We start from the raw sequence: 16,008 nt of genomic DNA, 5'->3' as shown, positions 1-16,008 counted from the left end.
GCAGCGCGGCGGTCGTCAGTGGGTGTCCTCGGCATCGACCTCGGAGCGGTCACCCGACCACAGCGTGTGGAAGGTGCCCTCCTTATCGACACGGCGGTAGGTGTGGGCGCCGAAGAAGTCGCGCTGCCCCTGGATGAGGGCGGCGGGAAGCCTCTCGGCGCGCAGGCCGTCGTAGTAGGCCAGCGACGAGCTGAACGCGGGGGCGGGGATGCCGGCGCCCGCAGCCGTGGCGACGATGTGCCGCCACGCGTCCTGCGCCTGTGCGAGCGCCTCGACGAAGTACGGGGCCGTCAGCAGCACCGGCAGTTCGGGCTCGGCGGCGTAGGCGTCGGCGATGCGGTTGAGGAACTGGGCGCGGATGATGCACCCGGCGCGCCAGATCTTCGACACCGCGCCCAGGTCGATGTTCCACCCGTACTGGGCGGCTCCGGCGCGGATCTCGTCGAAGCCCTGCGAGTAGGCGACGATCTTCGACGCGTACAGCGCCCGGCGCACCTGCTCGATGAACGCGTCGACGTCGTCGACCGAGAAGGCGTCGTCGGCGGGGCCGGGCAGGTCGCCCGACACGTCGCGCTGCTCGCGGTGGCTCGACAGCGACCGGGCGAAGGTGGCCTCGGCGATGCCCGAGACCGGCACGCCCAGATCGAGCGCCGTCTGCACCGTCCAGGCGCCGGTGCCCTTGGCGCCGGCCTCGTCGACGATGACGTCCACGAGCGGCTTCCCGGTGGCCGCGTCGGTCTGACGCAGCACCTCGGCGGTGATCTCGATGAGGTAGGACTCCAGCTCACCGGTGTTCCACTCGGCGAAGATGTCCGCGATCTCGGCCGGGGTCTTGCCGGTGCCGCGACGGATGAGGTCGTACGCCTCGGCGATCAGCTGCATGTCGGCGTACTCGATGCCGTTGTGCACCATCTTGACGAAGTGGCCGGCGCCGTCGTGACCGATGTGGGTCACACACGGCTCGCCTTCGGCGACGGCCGCGATGCTCTTCAGGATCGGGCCGAGGGTCACCCACGACTCGTCGGGGCCGCCGGGCATGAGCGACGGGCCCAGCAGCGCGCCCTCCTCACCGCCGGAGACCCCCATGCCGACGAAGTTGAAGCCGCGCTCGCGCACGGTCTTCTCGCGGCGGATGGTGTCGGTGAACAGCGCGTTGCCGCCGTCGACGATGATGTCGCCCGGTTCGAACACGTTCATCAGCTCGTCGATGACCGCGTCGGTCGCCCGTCCGGCCTTGACCATGATGATCGCGGTGCGGGGCCGCTGCAGCGACGCGGCGAATTCGGCGTAGGTGGATGCCGGGACGAACCCGGCCTCGGGGTGCTCGGTGACCAGCTCTTCGGTCTTCGCATACGTCCGGTTGAAGACGGCGACGGTGTTGCCTTCACGGCTGGCGAGATTCCGGGCCAGGTTCGAGCCCATCACCGCCAGGCCGACGACTCCGATGTTGGCAACGGCGTCTGTATTCGAAGACACACGTACTCCTTCTGCTGGAATGGGGAGATCGTGGCCGTCGGTCACGGCGCACGGATTCCAGAGTAGTAGTCAACGCCGGGCGCCTGTCGGCAATGTGACGGACGGTGTACCGGCAGACTGGATGCCACCGCCACCGAGGAGGACGCTGTGCACATCGAGGAGACCGGACGCCGAACGGTGCACGCGCGGTGAGTGCGGCCGAACGTGCCGCCGCCATCGTGGTGATGGGGGTGTCCGGGTGCGGGAAGTCCACGGTCGCGGCTGCGTTGGCCGAGCGACTGGGCGGCCTGTACGCCGACGCCGACTCGCTGCACTCCGAAGAGGCACTGGCGAAGATGGCGGCCGGCACGCCGCTCACCGATCAGGACCGCGCCCCGTGGCTGCGGCGGGTCGCCCAGCTCATCGAGCGCGAGACCCGAGGCCGGACCCCGTCGGTGGTCGCGTGCTCGGCGCTGCGGCGCCGGTACCGCGACGTGCTGCGCACCCATTCCGGGGGCGACGTGTTCTTCGTGCACCTGTCGGGGAGTGTCGGGGTGCTGTCGCAGCGCATGGCCGCGCGCACCGGGCACTTCATGCCTCCCGCGCTGCTGGAATCGCAACTGAACACCCTCGAGCCGCTCGAAACCGACGAGGCGGGCGTCGTGGTCGACATCGACGACACGGTCGACAACGTCGTGGCGCGCGCATTCGCCGCGGTGGTCGACCACTTCGGCGACCGCGGCTGACGCGGGCGCCTCGGGGGAGCGGTCAGTCCTTGTAGGAGTTCGAACGCCCCATCGACCACATCGCGCCGATCGCGGTGACGCCGCCGACCACGGCCATCGCGCCGATGGCCCAGAACAGGACGTGTGTGAACCAGCCGTAATCCATGGCGACTCCTCGGTGCGTGGCGGTGCGAAGCGGAACGTTCATCATCCTAGCCGGGCGCTGGTAGACTGGGGGGGACCTCGGCGAGGGCCGTCTGCAACGACGTCCGTGATCGACGCGGTGATGCGGGCTTCACGGCTCTCCTCACGCGTGCGCGTTCGAGTCGAGACACAGACCACCGTCTGGGCCGTGACGGCCCGCAAGGAGAACAATCATGTCGACCGACACCACGGTCCAGGCCGAGCTGCGCGACAGCTTCGGCAAGGGCTACGCGCGCCGCCTGCGGGCTGCGGGCAAGATCCCCGCTGTCGTCTACGGACACGGCACCGAGCCCGTCCACGTGGCGCTTCCCGGCCACCAGCTCTCGCTGCTGGTGCGTCGCGCCAACGTCGTCCTCGAGCTCGAGCTGGAGGGCAAGACCCAGCTCACGCTGATCAAGGACGTGCAGAAGGACCCCGTGCGTCAGATCATCGAGCACATCGACCTGCTCGTGGTCAAGAAGGGCGAGAAGGTCCACGTCGACGTCCCGATCACCGTCGTGGGCGAGTCGTTCTCCGGCACCATCGTCAACCTCGACAACGCGGCCGTGTCGCTCGAGGTCGAGGCCACCCACATCCCCGAGAGCATCGAGGTCGATGTCGAGGGTCTCGAAGAGGGCGTGCAGATCCTCGCCGGCGACCTCACGCTGCCGAAGGGTGCCGCGCTGGTCACCGACCCGGAGACGCTGATCGTCGCCATCACGGTGCCGGCCGCGCCGGTCCTGGAGGACGAGACCGCCGAGGCCGAGGGCGAGCCCGCCGCGGCAGAGGCCGAGGCGCCTGCCGCCGAAGAGGCCGCCGAGTAAGCGACAACGCTGTGTCCGGAGCCCGTCGCCGCCTGTTCTGGTGGCGGCGGGCTTCGTCGTCGGAAAGGACGGATACCGTGGCCGAGACCTGGCTGGTGGTGGGACTGGGCAACCCCGGTCCGCGGTACGAGCTGACCCGCCACAACGTCGGTCAGCTCGTCGTCGACGAGCTGGCCGCGCGGCGTGGTGAGACGCTGCGTTCGCACAAGACGAACGCGCGCGTCGCCGAGACGTGGCTGCGGCCGGGCGGCGCGAAGCTCGTGCTGGCCAAGCCCAACTCGTTCATGAACGTCTCGGGCGGTCCGGTCGCTGCGCTCGCCCGCTTCTACGGCGTGCCCGCCGAGCGGATCGTGATCGTGCACGACGAGCTCGACATCCCGTTCGACACCCTCAAACTCAAGATCGGCGGCGGACACGGCGGACACAACGGGGTGCGCGACGTCGCCAAAGCGCTGAACACCCCGGAGTTCCCGCGGGTGCGGGTCGGCATCGGCCGCCCCGCCGGGCGCCAGGACGCGGCCGACTGGGTGCTCGAGCCGTTCGCCGCCTCGCAGCGCACCCCGCTGGCCCACCTCGTCGGCGACGCGGCCGACGCCGTCGAGCAGCTGATCGACGAGGGCCTGATCGCCGCGCAGCAGAAGCACCACGCGCCCCGGGCGTGACGGTCGGGCGTAGACTCATCCGGTGACAGTTCCCGGGATCCTGCGCGCCCTCGAGCAGGCAGAGTCGTACCGGGATGCCGTCGCCGCGGCCCCCGTCGACGCCGACTTCTCGCTCGTCCAGGGGCTCGACGCCCCGCTGCTGGCCTCGCTGCTGGAACGGCGCCGCGCCGCCGGCCATCCGCCCGCCCTGCTGGTCATCGCGCCCACCGGACGCCGCGCCGAGTCGCTGGGACCGGCGCTGGGCGCCCTGCTGCCGGGCGCCGAAGTGCTGCACTTCCCGGCCTGGGAGACCCTGCCGCACGAGCGGCTCAGCCCCAGTGCCGAAACGGTCGGTGTGCGTCTGGACGTGCTGGCACGCATCGCCCGCTGGGACGGACGGGCGCCCCTGGTGGTGACCGCGTCGGTGCGCAGCGCCATCCAGCCGCTGGCCGCGGGCCTGACCGACATCCCGCCGATCGACCTGGTCGTCGGGGGCCGCGGCCATGAGCTCGGCGATGTGGCCGCCCGCCTCGTGGAACTGGCCTACCACCGGGTCGACATGGTCGCTCGCCGCGGCGAGTTCGCCGTGCGCGGCGGCATCCTGGACGTGTTCCCCGCGGGGGCCGCGCATCCGTTCCGCGTCGAGTTCTTCGGTGACGAAGTCGACCAGATCCGCGCGTTCTCGGTCGCCGACCAGCGGTCGCTGCCCGGCGAGGTCCGCGAGGTGTCGCTGCTGCCGGCCCGCGAGCTGCTGCTCACCGACACGGTGCGCGAGCGCGCCCGCCGGCTGCGGGACGCCTTCCCGGGCCTGCAGACGATGCTCGAGAAGATGGCCGAGGGCATCCCTGTCGAGGGTATGGAATCGCTGCTTCCCGCTGTCGTCGACCGGCTCGTGGCACTGCCGGACTACCTGCCCGAGGCCACCGCCGTCGCACTGGTCGACCCCGAGCGCGCCGTCACCCGGGCCCTCACCCTCGGCGAGACCAACCGTGAATTCCTCGACGCCGCGTGGAGCGCGGCGACGGCCGGCGCGAGCGCGCCCGTCGACCTGGGCGCCGGCGACTTCCTCACCCTCCCCGAGCTGCGCGCCGCCGCGGCCGCCCGCGGCGATGTGTGGTGGCGGCTCAGCGCGTTCGACTCCGGTGAGGCCGACGCGGCCGCCGAGGGTCTGCTGGACGACGACGTCGACGTGGCGCTGGAGGCGTCGGCCACCGTCCGGGTGCCTGCTGAGCCGGTGCCGTCGTTCCAGGGCAACATCGACGGCGCCACCGCGCACGTGGGCGCGCTGCTCGGCGACGGCTGGCGGGTGGTGGTCGCCGCATCCGGTGCGGGCCTGGTCGACCGCGCCCGCGACGTGCTCGTCGAGCGCGGCATCGCCGCACGCACGGTCGCCGAACTCACCGAGGCCCCCGAGGCGGGTGTCGCGCACATCGTCGTCTCGAGTCTCGAGCGCGGCTTCCAGGCCGCCGACGCGAAGCTCGCCGTGCTCACGGAGACCGAGTTCTACGGCCGCACGATCGGCGGCGACCAGCGCGTCGTCAAGAAACTCGCATCCCGCCGCAAGACCGTCGTCGACCCGCTGCAGCTCAAGCCCGGCGATTTCGTCGTGCACGCCACGCACGGCATCGGCCGGTTCGTCGAGCTGACCCAGCGTGAGGTGTCCACCGGGGGCCGCAACGCGGTCAAGAGCACCCGTGAGTATCTGGTCCTCGAGTACGCGCCGTCCAAGCGCGGCTACCCGGGCGACAAGCTGTACGTGCCCACCGACCAGCTCGACCTGCTGTCGCGCTACGTCGGCGGTGAGGCGCCCGCCCTGTCGAAGATGGGCGGCAGCGACTGGGCCGCCGCCAAGGGCAAGGCCCGCAAGGCCGTCCGCGACATCGCCGTCGAGCTGGTGAAGCTGTACTCGGCACGCATGGCCGCCAAGGGGCATGCGTTCGGCCCCGACACGCCCTGGCAGCGGGAGTTGGAGGAGGCGTTCCCGTTCGCGGAGACGCCGGATCAGCTGCAGACGATCGACGAGATCAAAGCCGATATGGAGAAGCCGATCCCCATGGACCGGCTGCTGTCGGGGGATGTCGGCTTCGGCAAGACCGAGGTCGCCGTGCGCGCCGCGTTCAAAGCCATCCAGGATGGCAAGCAGGTCGCAATGCTCGTGCCGACGACGCTGCTGGTCAAGCAGCACCTGGAGACGTTCACCGAGCGGTTCGCGGGCTTCCCGGTCAAGGTGCGGCCGCTGTCGCGCTTCCAGACCGACAAGCAGGCCCGGGACACGCTCGCGGGGCTGGCCGACGGCACTGTCGACATGGTCATCGGCACGCACCGCATCCTCACCGAGAAGGTCGTCTTCAAAGACCTCGGCCTGATGATCATCGACGAGGAGCAGCGGTTCGGCGTCGAGCACAAGGACCAGCTGAAGAAGCTCAAGACCAACGTCGACATCCTCGCGATGAGCGCCACCCCCATCCCGCGCACGCTCGAGATGGCGGTCACCGGCATCCGGGAGATGTCCACGCTGCAGACGCCGCCCGAAGACCGGCATCCGATCCTCTCCTACGTCGGCCCCCGCAACGACAAGCAGATCGCGGCCGCCATCCGCCGGGAGCTGCTGCGCGAGGGGCAGGTCTTCTACGTCCACAACCGGGTGCAGTCGATCCAGCGGGTCGCCGCCCAGCTGGCCGAACTGGTGCCCGAGGCGCGCATCGCCGTGGCGCACGGGCAGATGGGCGAGCACGCCCTGGAACAGGTCGTCGACGACTTCTGGGAGCGGCGCGCCGACGTGCTGGTGTCGACCACGATCGTGGAGACGGGCCTGGACATCGCGAACGCCAACACGATCATCATCGACCGCGCCGACAAGTACGGGCTCAGCCAGCTGCACCAGCTGCGCGGCCGCGTGGGGCGCGCTCGGGAACGCGCCTACGCGTACTTCCTCTACGACGAGAACAAGCCGCTCAGCGAGACCGCCGCCGACCGTCTCGAGACGATCGCGGTCAACAACGACCTCGGCAGCGGCATGCAGGTTGCGCTGAAGGACCTCGAGATCCGCGGCGCCGGCAACCTGCTGGGCGCCGAGCAGGCCGGGCACATCGCCGGGGTCGGGTTCGACCTGTACCTGCGCATGATCGGCGAGGCGGTCGCCACCTTCCGCGGTGAAGAGGCCGAGGGACCGGCCGAGCTGCGGCTCGAGCTGCCCGTGCAGGCCCGCATCCCCGAGGACTACATCGACAGCGAGCGTCTGCGGCTGGAGGCCTACCAGAAGCTGTCGGCTGCGGCCGCGCCGGGTGCCGCCGACGAGGCGATCGATCTGGTGCGCGACGAACTCACCGACCGGTACGGCGAGCCGCCCGCCGAGGTGCAGGGGCTGTTCGCCGTCGCCCGGCTGCGGCGCCGGGCCGCCCAGGCGGGCCTGACCGACGTGGTCGCGATGGGCCCCAACCTGCGCGTCGCGCCCGCGCACCTGCCCGACTCGATGCAGGTGCGGCTGCGGCGTCTGCACCCCAAGGCCAAGCTGCTGGCCGGCGGCGACGCGATGGTCGTGCCGCTGCCGACCGCCGGGGGAGAGCCGGTCGTCGACGCCGACCTCATCGCCTGGGTGGGGCAGCTGCTGGACCAGCTGTTCCCCGCCCCTCAGACCGAAGCGCCCGCCGCCGACTGAACGGCGCGGGCGCTTCGGGGTGCTCGCGGAAGGATGCCGGAAGGCGGCGTCCGGGTCAGATGACGCCCTGGGCGACCATCGCGTGGGCGACCCGCTCGAAACCGGCACAGTTGGCGCCCACGACGTAGTCGCCGGGGTGACCGTAGCGCGCTGCGGCGTCGAAGGCGGCGTCGTGTACGTCCTTCATGATCGCCTGCAGCTTGGCTTCGCTGTCGGCGAAGCTCCAGCGCTGCCGTGCCGCGTTCTGGCTCATCTCCAGCGCCGAGGTGGCGACGCCGCCGGCGTTGGCGGCCTTGCCGGGCGCGAACAGCACGCCCGCGTTCTGGAACGCGGTGACGGCGGCCGGCGTGGTGGGCATATTGGCGCCCTCGGCCACGACACGCGCGCCGCCGGCGATCAGCATGTGGGCCGCTTCCTCGCCCAGCTCGTTCTGGGTCGCCGAGGGGAGGATGATCTTACCGGGCACCTCCCACGGCTGCGCGCCGGGGACGAACCGCGCGGTGGGCCGGTGCACGACGTACTCGGAGATCCGGGCCCGCTCGACCTCCTTGAGCTGGCGCAGCAGGGCCACGTCGATGCCGGCCTCGTCGAGGATGTAGCCCGAGGAGTCCGAGGCGGTCACCGGCAGGCCGCCCAGCTGGCGGGCCTTGTCGATGGCGTAGATGGCGACGTTGCCGGAGCCGGAGACGATGACGCGCTTGCCTTCGAACGACTCGCCGTGCACGGCGAGCATCTCCTGCGCGAAGAACACGGTGCCGTAGCCGGTGGCCTCGGTGCGCACCTCGGCGCCACCCCACTGCACGCCCTTGCCGGTGAACATGCCCGACTCGTGGCGGTTGGTGATCTTGCGGTAGGTGCCGAACAGGTAGCCGATCTCCCGCGCGCCGACACCGATGTCACCGGCCGGCACGTCGGTGTGCTCGCCGAGGTGGCGCCACAGCTCGCTCATGAACGACTGGCAGAAGCGCATGATCTCGGCATCCGACCGCCCGTGCGGGTCGAAGTCGCTGCCGCCCTTGGCGCCGCCGATGCCCTGACCGGTCAGCGCGTTCTTGAAGATCTGCTCGAAGCCGAGGAACTTGATGATCGACAGGTTCACCGACGGGTGGAACCGCAGGCCGCCCTTGTACGGTCCGAGCACGGAGGAGAACTGGATGCGGAAACCGCGGTTGACCTGCATCTTGCCGGCGTCGTCGATCCACGGCACGCGGAACATGATCTGGCGCTCGGGCTCGACGATGCGCTCCAGGATGCCGTTCTCCGCGAACTGCGGGTGCTCTTCGATGACCGGGGCGATCGACTCGAGCACCTCGTGCACAGCCTGCTGGAACTCCGGCTCGTGGGGGTTGCGGGCCACCACGCTGTCGAAGACATCACGGACGATGGGGGGCAGAGCGACGAGGGTTTCAGGCACAGGTGGAGCTTTCTTGCCGAGGGTCTTGAGTTCCCCTTGCGCGACTGCGACGGCGCTGATGCGTCCCTGCCCTGCGGGTTCACTGGGCGGTCGAGGGCCTGCGGGGTGTGCGGCCGACACGGGCACGCGGAATGCGTGGTGCACCAAAAGGGGTCGATCCACCATAACCCCTCACGCCCCATTCGTCGGACTCGATGTCATCGACCGCGCTACGCTGACGGCAACGGGCGAGGGCGCCCGGGAGGGAGACACCGTGCAGTTCGAGCATCTCGGGGCGGCGCCCCGCATCCATCCGGACGCCGTGGTCGCCCCCACCGCGGTGATCTCCGGTGATGTGACCATCGGGGCCGGATGCCAGGTGCTCCACGGCGCGGTCATCACCGCGGAGGGCGGTCCGATCACCCTGGGCGACCACGTCATCGTCATGGAGAACGCGCTCGTGCGGGCCAGCGCCGCCCACCCCGTGCACATCGGATCGCACGTGCTGGTGGGGCCGATGGCATCCATCTCGGGGGCGACCGTGGCCGACGAGGTGTTCCTGGCCACGGGGACGCGGGTGTTCAACGGGGCCCGCATCGGTGCCCACAGCGAGGTGCGCATCAACGCGGTGGTCCATCTGCGCACCGTGCTGCCGCCCGAATCAGTCGTGCCGATCGGCTGGGTCGCGGTGGGCGACCCGGCGCAGCTGCTGCCGCCGGAGAAGCACGAAGAGATCTGGGCGCTGCAGCACGAACTCGACTTCCCCGGGTACGTGTTCGGACTCGACCGGGACACCCCCGACCTGATGGTGCAGCTCGCCGAACGGTACGGCGCCTCACTGGCGCGGCACCGCCACGACCGTCGCGTGGACTGAAGCACCCCGCCGGCATGTCAGCCGGTGTTCTGCAGGCCCGCCGCGACCCCCGACACCGACAGCAGCAGCAGGCGCCGCCAGTCCTCGGGCACCTCGCCGGTGGCGCCGCGCAGGGTGCGCAGGGCGCGCAGCTGCAGCAGCGAGAGGGCGTCGACGTAGGGGCTGCGCATCTTGACGGCGCGCTGCAGCACGGGCTTGTGGGCGAGCAACTCGCCGCCGCCGGCGACGCGCACCACCCAGTCGCGGGTCAGCGCCATCTCGGCCATCACGAGGTCGGCCAGGTCGTCGCGGTCGCCCAGCTCGAGATAGCGGCGCGCGATGCGCGCGTCCGACTTGGCTAGGCTCATCGCCACGTTGTCGACGACCGTGCGCAGCAGCGGCCACTGTGCGTAGGCCTCGCGAAGCAGCTCTTCGTCGCCGACCGCGGCCAGCGCCGACCCCAGCCCGAACCAGCCGGCCAGGTTGATGCGCGCCTGCGACCAGGCGAACACCCACGGGATCGCACGCAGATCTTCGAGCGACTCGACCGACAGTCCGCGGCGGGCGGGGCGGGAGCCCAGCGGCAGCAGCCCCACCTCCTCCATCGGGGTGACCGTGGCGAACCAGGAGGCGAAACCGGGGGCTTTGACCAGCGCGAAGAACCGCTCGCGGGAGGCGACGTCCATGGTGTGGGCGATGGCCGCGTAACGTTCGGCCGCCGCACGGTTGCGCTGCTCGTTCGAGGGGCTGGATGCCAGGAGCGTGGCGGCCGCCACCTGGTCGATGTGGCGCATGGCGATCGCCGGCTCGCCGTAGCGGGCGAAGATGACCTCGCCCTGCTCGGTGAGTTTGAAGCGCCCGTCGACCGAGTGCGGCGGCTGTGCGAGGATCGCGGAGTTCGCGGGACCGCCGCCGCGGCCCAGCGCGCCGCCGCGCCCGTGGAACAGCGTCAGGGCGATGCCGCGACGCTGTGCCCAGGCGGAGATCCGGGCCTGCGCCTCGTACAGGGCCAGGTTCGCGGCCACCGGGCCGACATCCTTCGACGAATCGGAGTATCCCAGCATCACCTCGTAGTGGTTGCCGGTGGCGGCCAGTCGTGCGGCGAACGCGGGATGGTCGACGATCTCGTCCAGGATCGCGGGCGCGGCCTGCAGGTCGGCGAAGGTCTCGAACAGGCCGATCACGTCGAGCACCGGCGGGGTGCCCTGCGGGCCGACCGCGTAGCGGGCCAGTTCGTGCACCGCCGCGAGGTCTTCGGCGGACTGGGTGAACGAGACGATGTAACGCCCGGCGGCGCGCGGCCCGAATCGCTTCTGCAGGTGCGCGATCGCCCGGAAGACCTCGAGCACCTCCTGCGCCTGCTCGCTGAGCGGCCCGCCGGCGCGGCACTCGGCGAGCACCTTCGCGTGCACGGCCGAGTGCTGCCGGACCTCGAGCTCGGCCAGGTGGAACCCGAACGTCTCGACCTGCCACAGCAGCTGCTGCAGGTGCCCGAACGCCTGGCGCGGGGCGCCGGCGGCCACGAGCGAGTCCTGCACGACGCGCAGGTCGGCCAGCAGATGCTCCGGGTCGCGGTAGGCCAGATCGGCGTCGCGGGTGCGGGTCGCCACGATGCGGCGGGTCAGCAGCAGCAGCACCGCCTTGTGCGGCTCGTTCCCGGCACGCTTGCGGGCATCGGCAGCGCCGTCCTCGTCGGCGGCGGCCAGCCGCTGCCACAGGGCGGTCAGCTCCGCGCTGGGCGGGGTCGACTCGGCCGACGTGGTCACCGTCCGCGCGATGCGCTCGGCGCTGTGCTCCAGGCCGCGCAGCACGTGCTCGGCGGCGATGGCGGCCGCCTTCTTGGTGACCGCGGCGGTCACGAACGGGTTGCCGTCCCGGTCGCCGCCCACCCACGTGCCCAGCCGCACGAACGGCTGCACGATGGGGGAGCGCGCCCCGGCCGCGGTGCCCTGCAGGGCGTCGTCGACACGGCGGTAGACGTGCGGCACGGCCGTGTACAGCGTCTCGTCGAAGACGGCCATGATCGCGCGCACCTCGTCGACCGGGGTCGGCTTGGCCGCACGCAGGGGCGCCGTGCGCCACAGCGTGTCGATCTCTTCGAGCAGGCGGCGCTGTGCCCGGCGCCTTGCCGCCCCGTCGGCCGGTGCGGCGTCGTACTCGCGCAGCAGCCCGGCCACGCGGCGGATGGAGTTGGACACGGCCCGGCGGCGCGCTTCGGTGGGGTGCGCGGTGAACACCGGCTGGAACCGCAGTGCGCGCAGGCGGCGTGTGGCCTCCTCGGCGCCGACCTCGGCCGACAGGTGGGCGAAGGCCGAGATGACCGAGTCACCGGCATCCTGCGAGTCGGGCCGGCCGTCGCGCTCGGCGAGCACCCGCACCCGCTGGTTCTCCTCGGCGAGGTTCACCAGGTGGAAGTAGACGGTGAAGGCCCGGGCCACCTCGTGGGCGCGGGCGACGGAGAACGACTCGGCGATCTGCTCGGCGCGGGCGAAGGCCTCGGGCGATTCGTCGGTGTACGCGTCGATGGTGGCGCGGCGCAGTCTCTCGACGTCCTCGAACAGGCCGGGCGAGCCGCTCTCACGCAGAATGCGGCCGAGCAGACTCCCCAGCAGGCGCACGTCCGCGCGCATCCGTTCAGGCAGCTCCTGCTCGGCGTCGCCGCGGCCGACCAGATCGAGGGCTTCGGTGGGAGTGGGTTCGGGCATGCGTTCCACGCTAACCGGCTGTGAGGACGCCCCCGGCACGCGTTACGCTCGGTAGCGGTGAGCCGGGAAGCCTGGTCGGCACCTGTCCGGCGACCCCGAAGGATCCCATGAGCCTGCTCCGTTCCGAACGCTTCCCCGCCGTCATGCTGCTGGGCTCCGCCGTGGCGGGGCTGATCGTGGCCAATTCGGCCGCGGGCGACGCGGCCCTCTCTCTCCGCGCGGCCTACGTCGGCATCCCGGGCGTGTTCACGATGTCGGTCGGTCATGTCGTGGCCGACCTGCTGCTGGCGGTGTTCTTCTTCGTCGTGGCGGTCGAGCTGCAGTTCGAGCTCACCAGCGGTCAGCTGAACTCGCCCCGCAAGGCGCTGCAGCCGGCGATCGCCGCCACCGGCGGCGTGGTCGTGCCGATCCTCGTGTTCGTGCTGTTCGCGCACGGCACCGAGGCGGCTTCCGGGTGGCCGATCCCCACCGCGACCGACATCGCGTTCGCCCTGGGTGTGCTGGCCGTGTTCGGGCGCGGACTGCCGTCGGGATTGCGGATCTTCCTGCTCGCGCTCGCGATCCTCGACGACATCGTCGGGATCGTGTTCATCGCGGTGCTGTTCACCACCGACATCGACTTCGGCATGATCGTCGCCGCGATCGTCGCCCTGGCGGTGTTCGCCGTGCTCAGTCGTCTGCTCGACACGCGCGCCCGGCTGCCGATCGCCGTCGTGATGGTCCTCGTCGCGGTGGCGACCTGGTACTTCGTGTACCGGTCCGGCATCCACGCCACCATCGCCGGCGTCGCCCTGGGGCTGCTCATGGTGCAGACCCCGGCTCTGCGGGTGCGGCACGCGCTCGAACCGTGGGTGAACGGCGTGGTTCTGCCGCTGTTCGCGTTCTCGTCGGCGCTCGTGGTCATCCCGGCGGTGTCGCCCAGTGAGCTGTCACCGGCGTTCTGGGGGGTCGTGGTCGCGCTGCCGGTGGGCAAGATCGTCGGTATCACGGCGGCGGGCTGGATCTCGCAGCGCGTCGGCCGGCGCCACGGGGACGTCCGCCTTCCGCTGGGCGACCTGCTGGCCGCCGGGGCGCTCGGCGGGATCGGGTTCACGGTCTCGCTGCTGCTGTCCGAGCTCGCCTTCGCCGGGGACGCCGGAACCCGCGACCAGGCCACGCTCGGCGTGCTGGTGGGCTCGATGATCTCGCTCGTGATCGCCGGGGTGCTCGTATCGTGGCGGTCATGGCATTACCGACGCAATCCGATCCCGGTGGCGGCGCCGCCGGCCGCGACGTGACCGACGGCGGGCGCGGCGTGAGCGACGGCGGGAGCGCCAACGGGCACGGCGTGAGGGATGGCGGCGGCGTGAGCGACGGCGGGGTAGATCCGCTGCGCGAGGCGGCGCAGACCATGCGCGCCGTGCGCGACCGGTGCGTGTGGTCGCAGCGGATGACCCACCGCGATCTCGTGCCCTACCTCGTCGAGGAGTCGGCCGAGCTCATCGACGCCGTGGAGTCCGGCAGTCGTGACGACCTGCGCGAAGAGCTCGGCGACCTGCTGTGGCAGGTGCTGTTCCACGCCGAGATCGCTGCGCGCGACGGCGAGGAGCCCTTCGGCATCGACGACGTGGCGCGCGGGCTGACCGCGAAGATGGTGCGCCGGCATCCGCACGTGTTCGGCGACGCGGTCGCGACCACGCCCGAAGAGGTGCTCGTGCACTGGAACGCCGCCAAGGCCGCCGAGAAGCGCACGCGCACCAGTGTGCTCGACGGCGTCTCCGCGCACATGCCCTCGCTCGCACTGGCCCAGAAGCTGCTCTCCCGCGCCGCCCGCCTCCCCACCTCCACCCCCACGCCCTCGACCCCCCAGACCGCGAAAGAACAACGGGAGGACGAGGGTACGGGTGATTCCCGTACTCTCGGCGCGCAGTTGTTCTCTCGCGGGGATGGGGACCGGGACGGAGGCGCAGATGGGCCGGGGACGGAGGCGGAGCTCGGCGACGCGCTGCTGCACCTGGTCGCCATGGCACGCAGCCGGGGGTGGGATGCGGAGCGGGCGCTGCGCGAGCGTCTGCGGCTGCTGGAGCAGGAGATCCGCGCCGACGAAGCGGGTGGCGGCGCGGCGTAGCGTCGGCGAAGCCCACGCCGTCGACGCGGGTACGGTCCGGCGAAGCCCGCGCCCGCGCGGCGCTCCGGGTCGTGCCGGTGCAGCCCGGACGAACAATCGCGACGCCGCGAGACCTGGAACAATGGGCCCGTGGCATCCGTGAACCCGCCGCGCGGCATGCGCGACTTTCTCCCCGCTGACAAGGCCCGTCGCGAGCGCGTGCTCGCCGTCATCCGCGAGCGCTACCGTGCGCACGGCTTCGACGAGATCGAGACTCCGGTCGTCGAGGACTACTCCCGGTTGCACGCCGGCATCGGGGGCGACAACGAGAAGCTCGCGTTCAACGTCCTCAAGCGGGGGATGGATGCCGAGACGATCCGCGCCGGGGCCGCCGACCCCGCGGCGCTCAGCGACCTGGGACTGCGGTACGACCTGACCGTGCCGCTGGCCCGCTTCTACGCGACGCACCGCGGCCAGCTCCCGACGGTGTTCCGCGCCATCCAGATCGCGCCGGTGTGGCGCGCCGAGCGCCCGCAGAAGGGCCGCTACCGCCAGTTCGTGCAGTGCGACATCGACATCATCGGCGATCCGTCCGCCCGCGCCGAGGCCGAGCTGCTCGTCGCCGGCCTCGACACGCTCGACGCGCTCGGCCTGGAGGGCGGCTCGATCCGCATCAACGACCGCCGCGCACTCGACGCCATGCTCGACACCTTCGGGTTCGCCGCCGACGAGCGCCCCGGCGTGCTCATCACGATCGACAAGCTCGACAAGATCGGACCAGATGGCGTCGTCGCCGAGCTGACCGAGCGCGGTGCGGACGCCGCCGCGGTGGCCGCGTTCCGGGCCTTCCTGCTGCGGCCGCAGACCCTCGAGTACGTGCCGTTCGGTGAGGCACAGATCCGCAAGGCCCTGCCCGAGGGCGTTGCCGACGACGTCATCGCGCACCTGGTCGGCATCGGCGAGGCGGTGGCCGCCGCCCGCACCACCGATGAGCCCGGCGGCGTGCCGCTCGTTTTCGACCCGTTCCTGGTGCGCGGCATGGGCTACTACACCGGCACGATCTTCGAGCTCGCGCACCCGTCCGTGGACTACTCGCTCGGCGGCGGCGGCCGCTATGACGGCATGATCGGGCGGTTCCTCGGCCAGGATGTGCCCGCCGTGGGCTTCTCATTCGGCTTCGAGCGACTGGTCGACCTTGTCGCCGCCGACTCCGGGGATACCGGTGCCGCCGTCGTGCTGGTCCACGATCGCGACGTCCCGGTGGCCGAGCTCACCGCGCTCAAGGCGGCGCTGATCTCCGAGGGTGCGCGGGTGCGGCTGGAACAGCGCACCAAGAACCTCAAGGCGCTGCTCGAACGCGCCGCCGCCGACGGCTACACGTCGTTCGCGCCCGTGTCGGCGGGCACCACCCGCGCCGAGCTGGACCTCAAGCCCCTCAGCTGACCCCGCAGCCAACCGCCCGGCGTCCACCCCGGGACGGGGATC

Annotated in this window: 12 protein-coding genes; 8 read left to right on the top strand and 4 right to left on the bottom strand. The window is 71.4% G+C overall.

Annotated elements, in window-relative coordinates:
• Positions 1-15: 15 nt before the first annotated feature.
• The gene (gene gndA, locus ACQ143_RS04005) at positions 16-1,476 is read right to left on the bottom strand and encodes an NADP-dependent phosphogluconate dehydrogenase (protein WP_449569405.1); all 1,461 of its coding nucleotides are present in this window, start codon (positions 1,474-1,476) and stop codon (positions 16-18) included.
• 188 nt (positions 1,477-1,664) lie between these two features.
• On the opposite strand from gndA, the gene ACQ143_RS04000 reads away from it, so the two are divergent.
• Positions 1,665-2,201: a gluconokinase gene (locus tag ACQ143_RS04000; protein ID WP_449569404.1), complete on the top strand. Its 537-nt coding sequence runs from the start codon at positions 1,665-1,667 to the stop codon at positions 2,199-2,201.
• 22 nt (positions 2,202-2,223) lie between these two features.
• On the opposite strand, the gene ACQ143_RS03995 is transcribed toward ACQ143_RS04000, so the two are convergent.
• On the bottom strand, positions 2,224-2,346 hold the full coding sequence (locus tag ACQ143_RS03995) for a hypothetical protein (RefSeq protein WP_449569403.1): 123 nt from the start codon (positions 2,344-2,346) through the stop codon (positions 2,224-2,226).
• A 211-nt stretch (positions 2,347-2,557) separates the two neighbouring features.
• Between ACQ143_RS03995 and ACQ143_RS03990 the strand changes: the two genes are divergently transcribed.
• From ACQ143_RS03990 to mfd, 3 genes are all read left to right on the top strand, one after another.
• On the top strand, positions 2,558-3,187 hold the full coding sequence (locus ACQ143_RS03990; RefSeq protein WP_449569402.1) for a 50S ribosomal protein L25/general stress protein Ctc: 630 nt from the start codon (positions 2,558-2,560) through the stop codon (positions 3,185-3,187).
• A 77-nt stretch (positions 3,188-3,264) separates the two neighbouring features.
• Positions 3,265-3,849 carry an aminoacyl-tRNA hydrolase gene (gene pth, locus ACQ143_RS03985; protein ID WP_449569401.1) on the top strand — a complete coding sequence of 195 codons (585 nt, stop codon included), beginning with the start codon at positions 3,265-3,267 and terminating at the stop codon, positions 3,847-3,849.
• A gap of 22 nt (positions 3,850-3,871) precedes the next feature.
• Positions 3,872-7,486, top strand: coding sequence for a transcription-repair coupling factor (mfd, locus tag ACQ143_RS03980; protein WP_449569400.1), 3,615 nt, complete (start codon positions 3,872-3,874; stop codon positions 7,484-7,486).
• Positions 7,487-7,541: 55 nt separating this feature from the next.
• Here the strand turns inward: mfd and gdhA are convergent, their stop codons facing one another.
• Positions 7,542-8,900: an NADP-specific glutamate dehydrogenase gene (gene gdhA, locus ACQ143_RS03975; protein ID WP_449569399.1), complete on the bottom strand. Its 1,359-nt coding sequence runs from the start codon at positions 8,898-8,900 to the stop codon at positions 7,542-7,544.
• 253 nt (positions 8,901-9,153) lie between these two features.
• On the opposite strand from gdhA, the gene ACQ143_RS03970 reads away from it, so the two are divergent.
• The gene (locus tag ACQ143_RS03970) at positions 9,154-9,753 is read left to right on the top strand and encodes a gamma carbonic anhydrase family protein (protein ID WP_449569398.1); all 600 of its coding nucleotides are present in this window, start codon (positions 9,154-9,156) and stop codon (positions 9,751-9,753) included.
• A 17-nt stretch (positions 9,754-9,770) separates the two neighbouring features.
• Here the strand turns inward: ACQ143_RS03970 and ACQ143_RS03965 are convergent, their stop codons facing one another.
• Positions 9,771-12,437: a phosphoenolpyruvate carboxylase gene (locus tag ACQ143_RS03965; RefSeq protein WP_449569397.1), complete on the bottom strand. Its 2,667-nt coding sequence runs from the start codon at positions 12,435-12,437 to the stop codon at positions 9,771-9,773.
• A gap of 107 nt (positions 12,438-12,544) precedes the next feature.
• On the opposite strand from ACQ143_RS03965, the gene ACQ143_RS03960 reads away from it, so the two are divergent.
• From ACQ143_RS03960 to hisS, 3 genes are all read left to right on the top strand, one after another.
• The gene (locus tag ACQ143_RS03960; protein WP_449569396.1) at positions 12,545-13,714 is read left to right on the top strand and encodes a Na+/H+ antiporter NhaA; all 1,170 of its coding nucleotides are present in this window, start codon (positions 12,545-12,547) and stop codon (positions 13,712-13,714) included.
• Positions 13,715-13,827: 113 nt separating this feature from the next.
• On the top strand, positions 13,828-14,544 hold the full coding sequence (locus ACQ143_RS03955) for a MazG family protein (protein ID WP_449569588.1): 717 nt from the start codon (positions 13,828-13,830) through the stop codon (positions 14,542-14,544).
• A gap of 156 nt (positions 14,545-14,700) precedes the next feature.
• Positions 14,701-15,966, top strand: a complete 1,266-nt coding sequence (gene hisS / locus ACQ143_RS03950; RefSeq protein WP_449569587.1) for a histidine--tRNA ligase — start codon at positions 14,701-14,703, stop codon at positions 15,964-15,966.
• Positions 15,967-16,008 lie beyond the last annotated feature (42 nt).

This window comes from Microbacterium pollutisoli (genome assembly GCF_053586795.1).
This window is presented reverse-complemented; position numbering and strand designations above follow the sequence as displayed.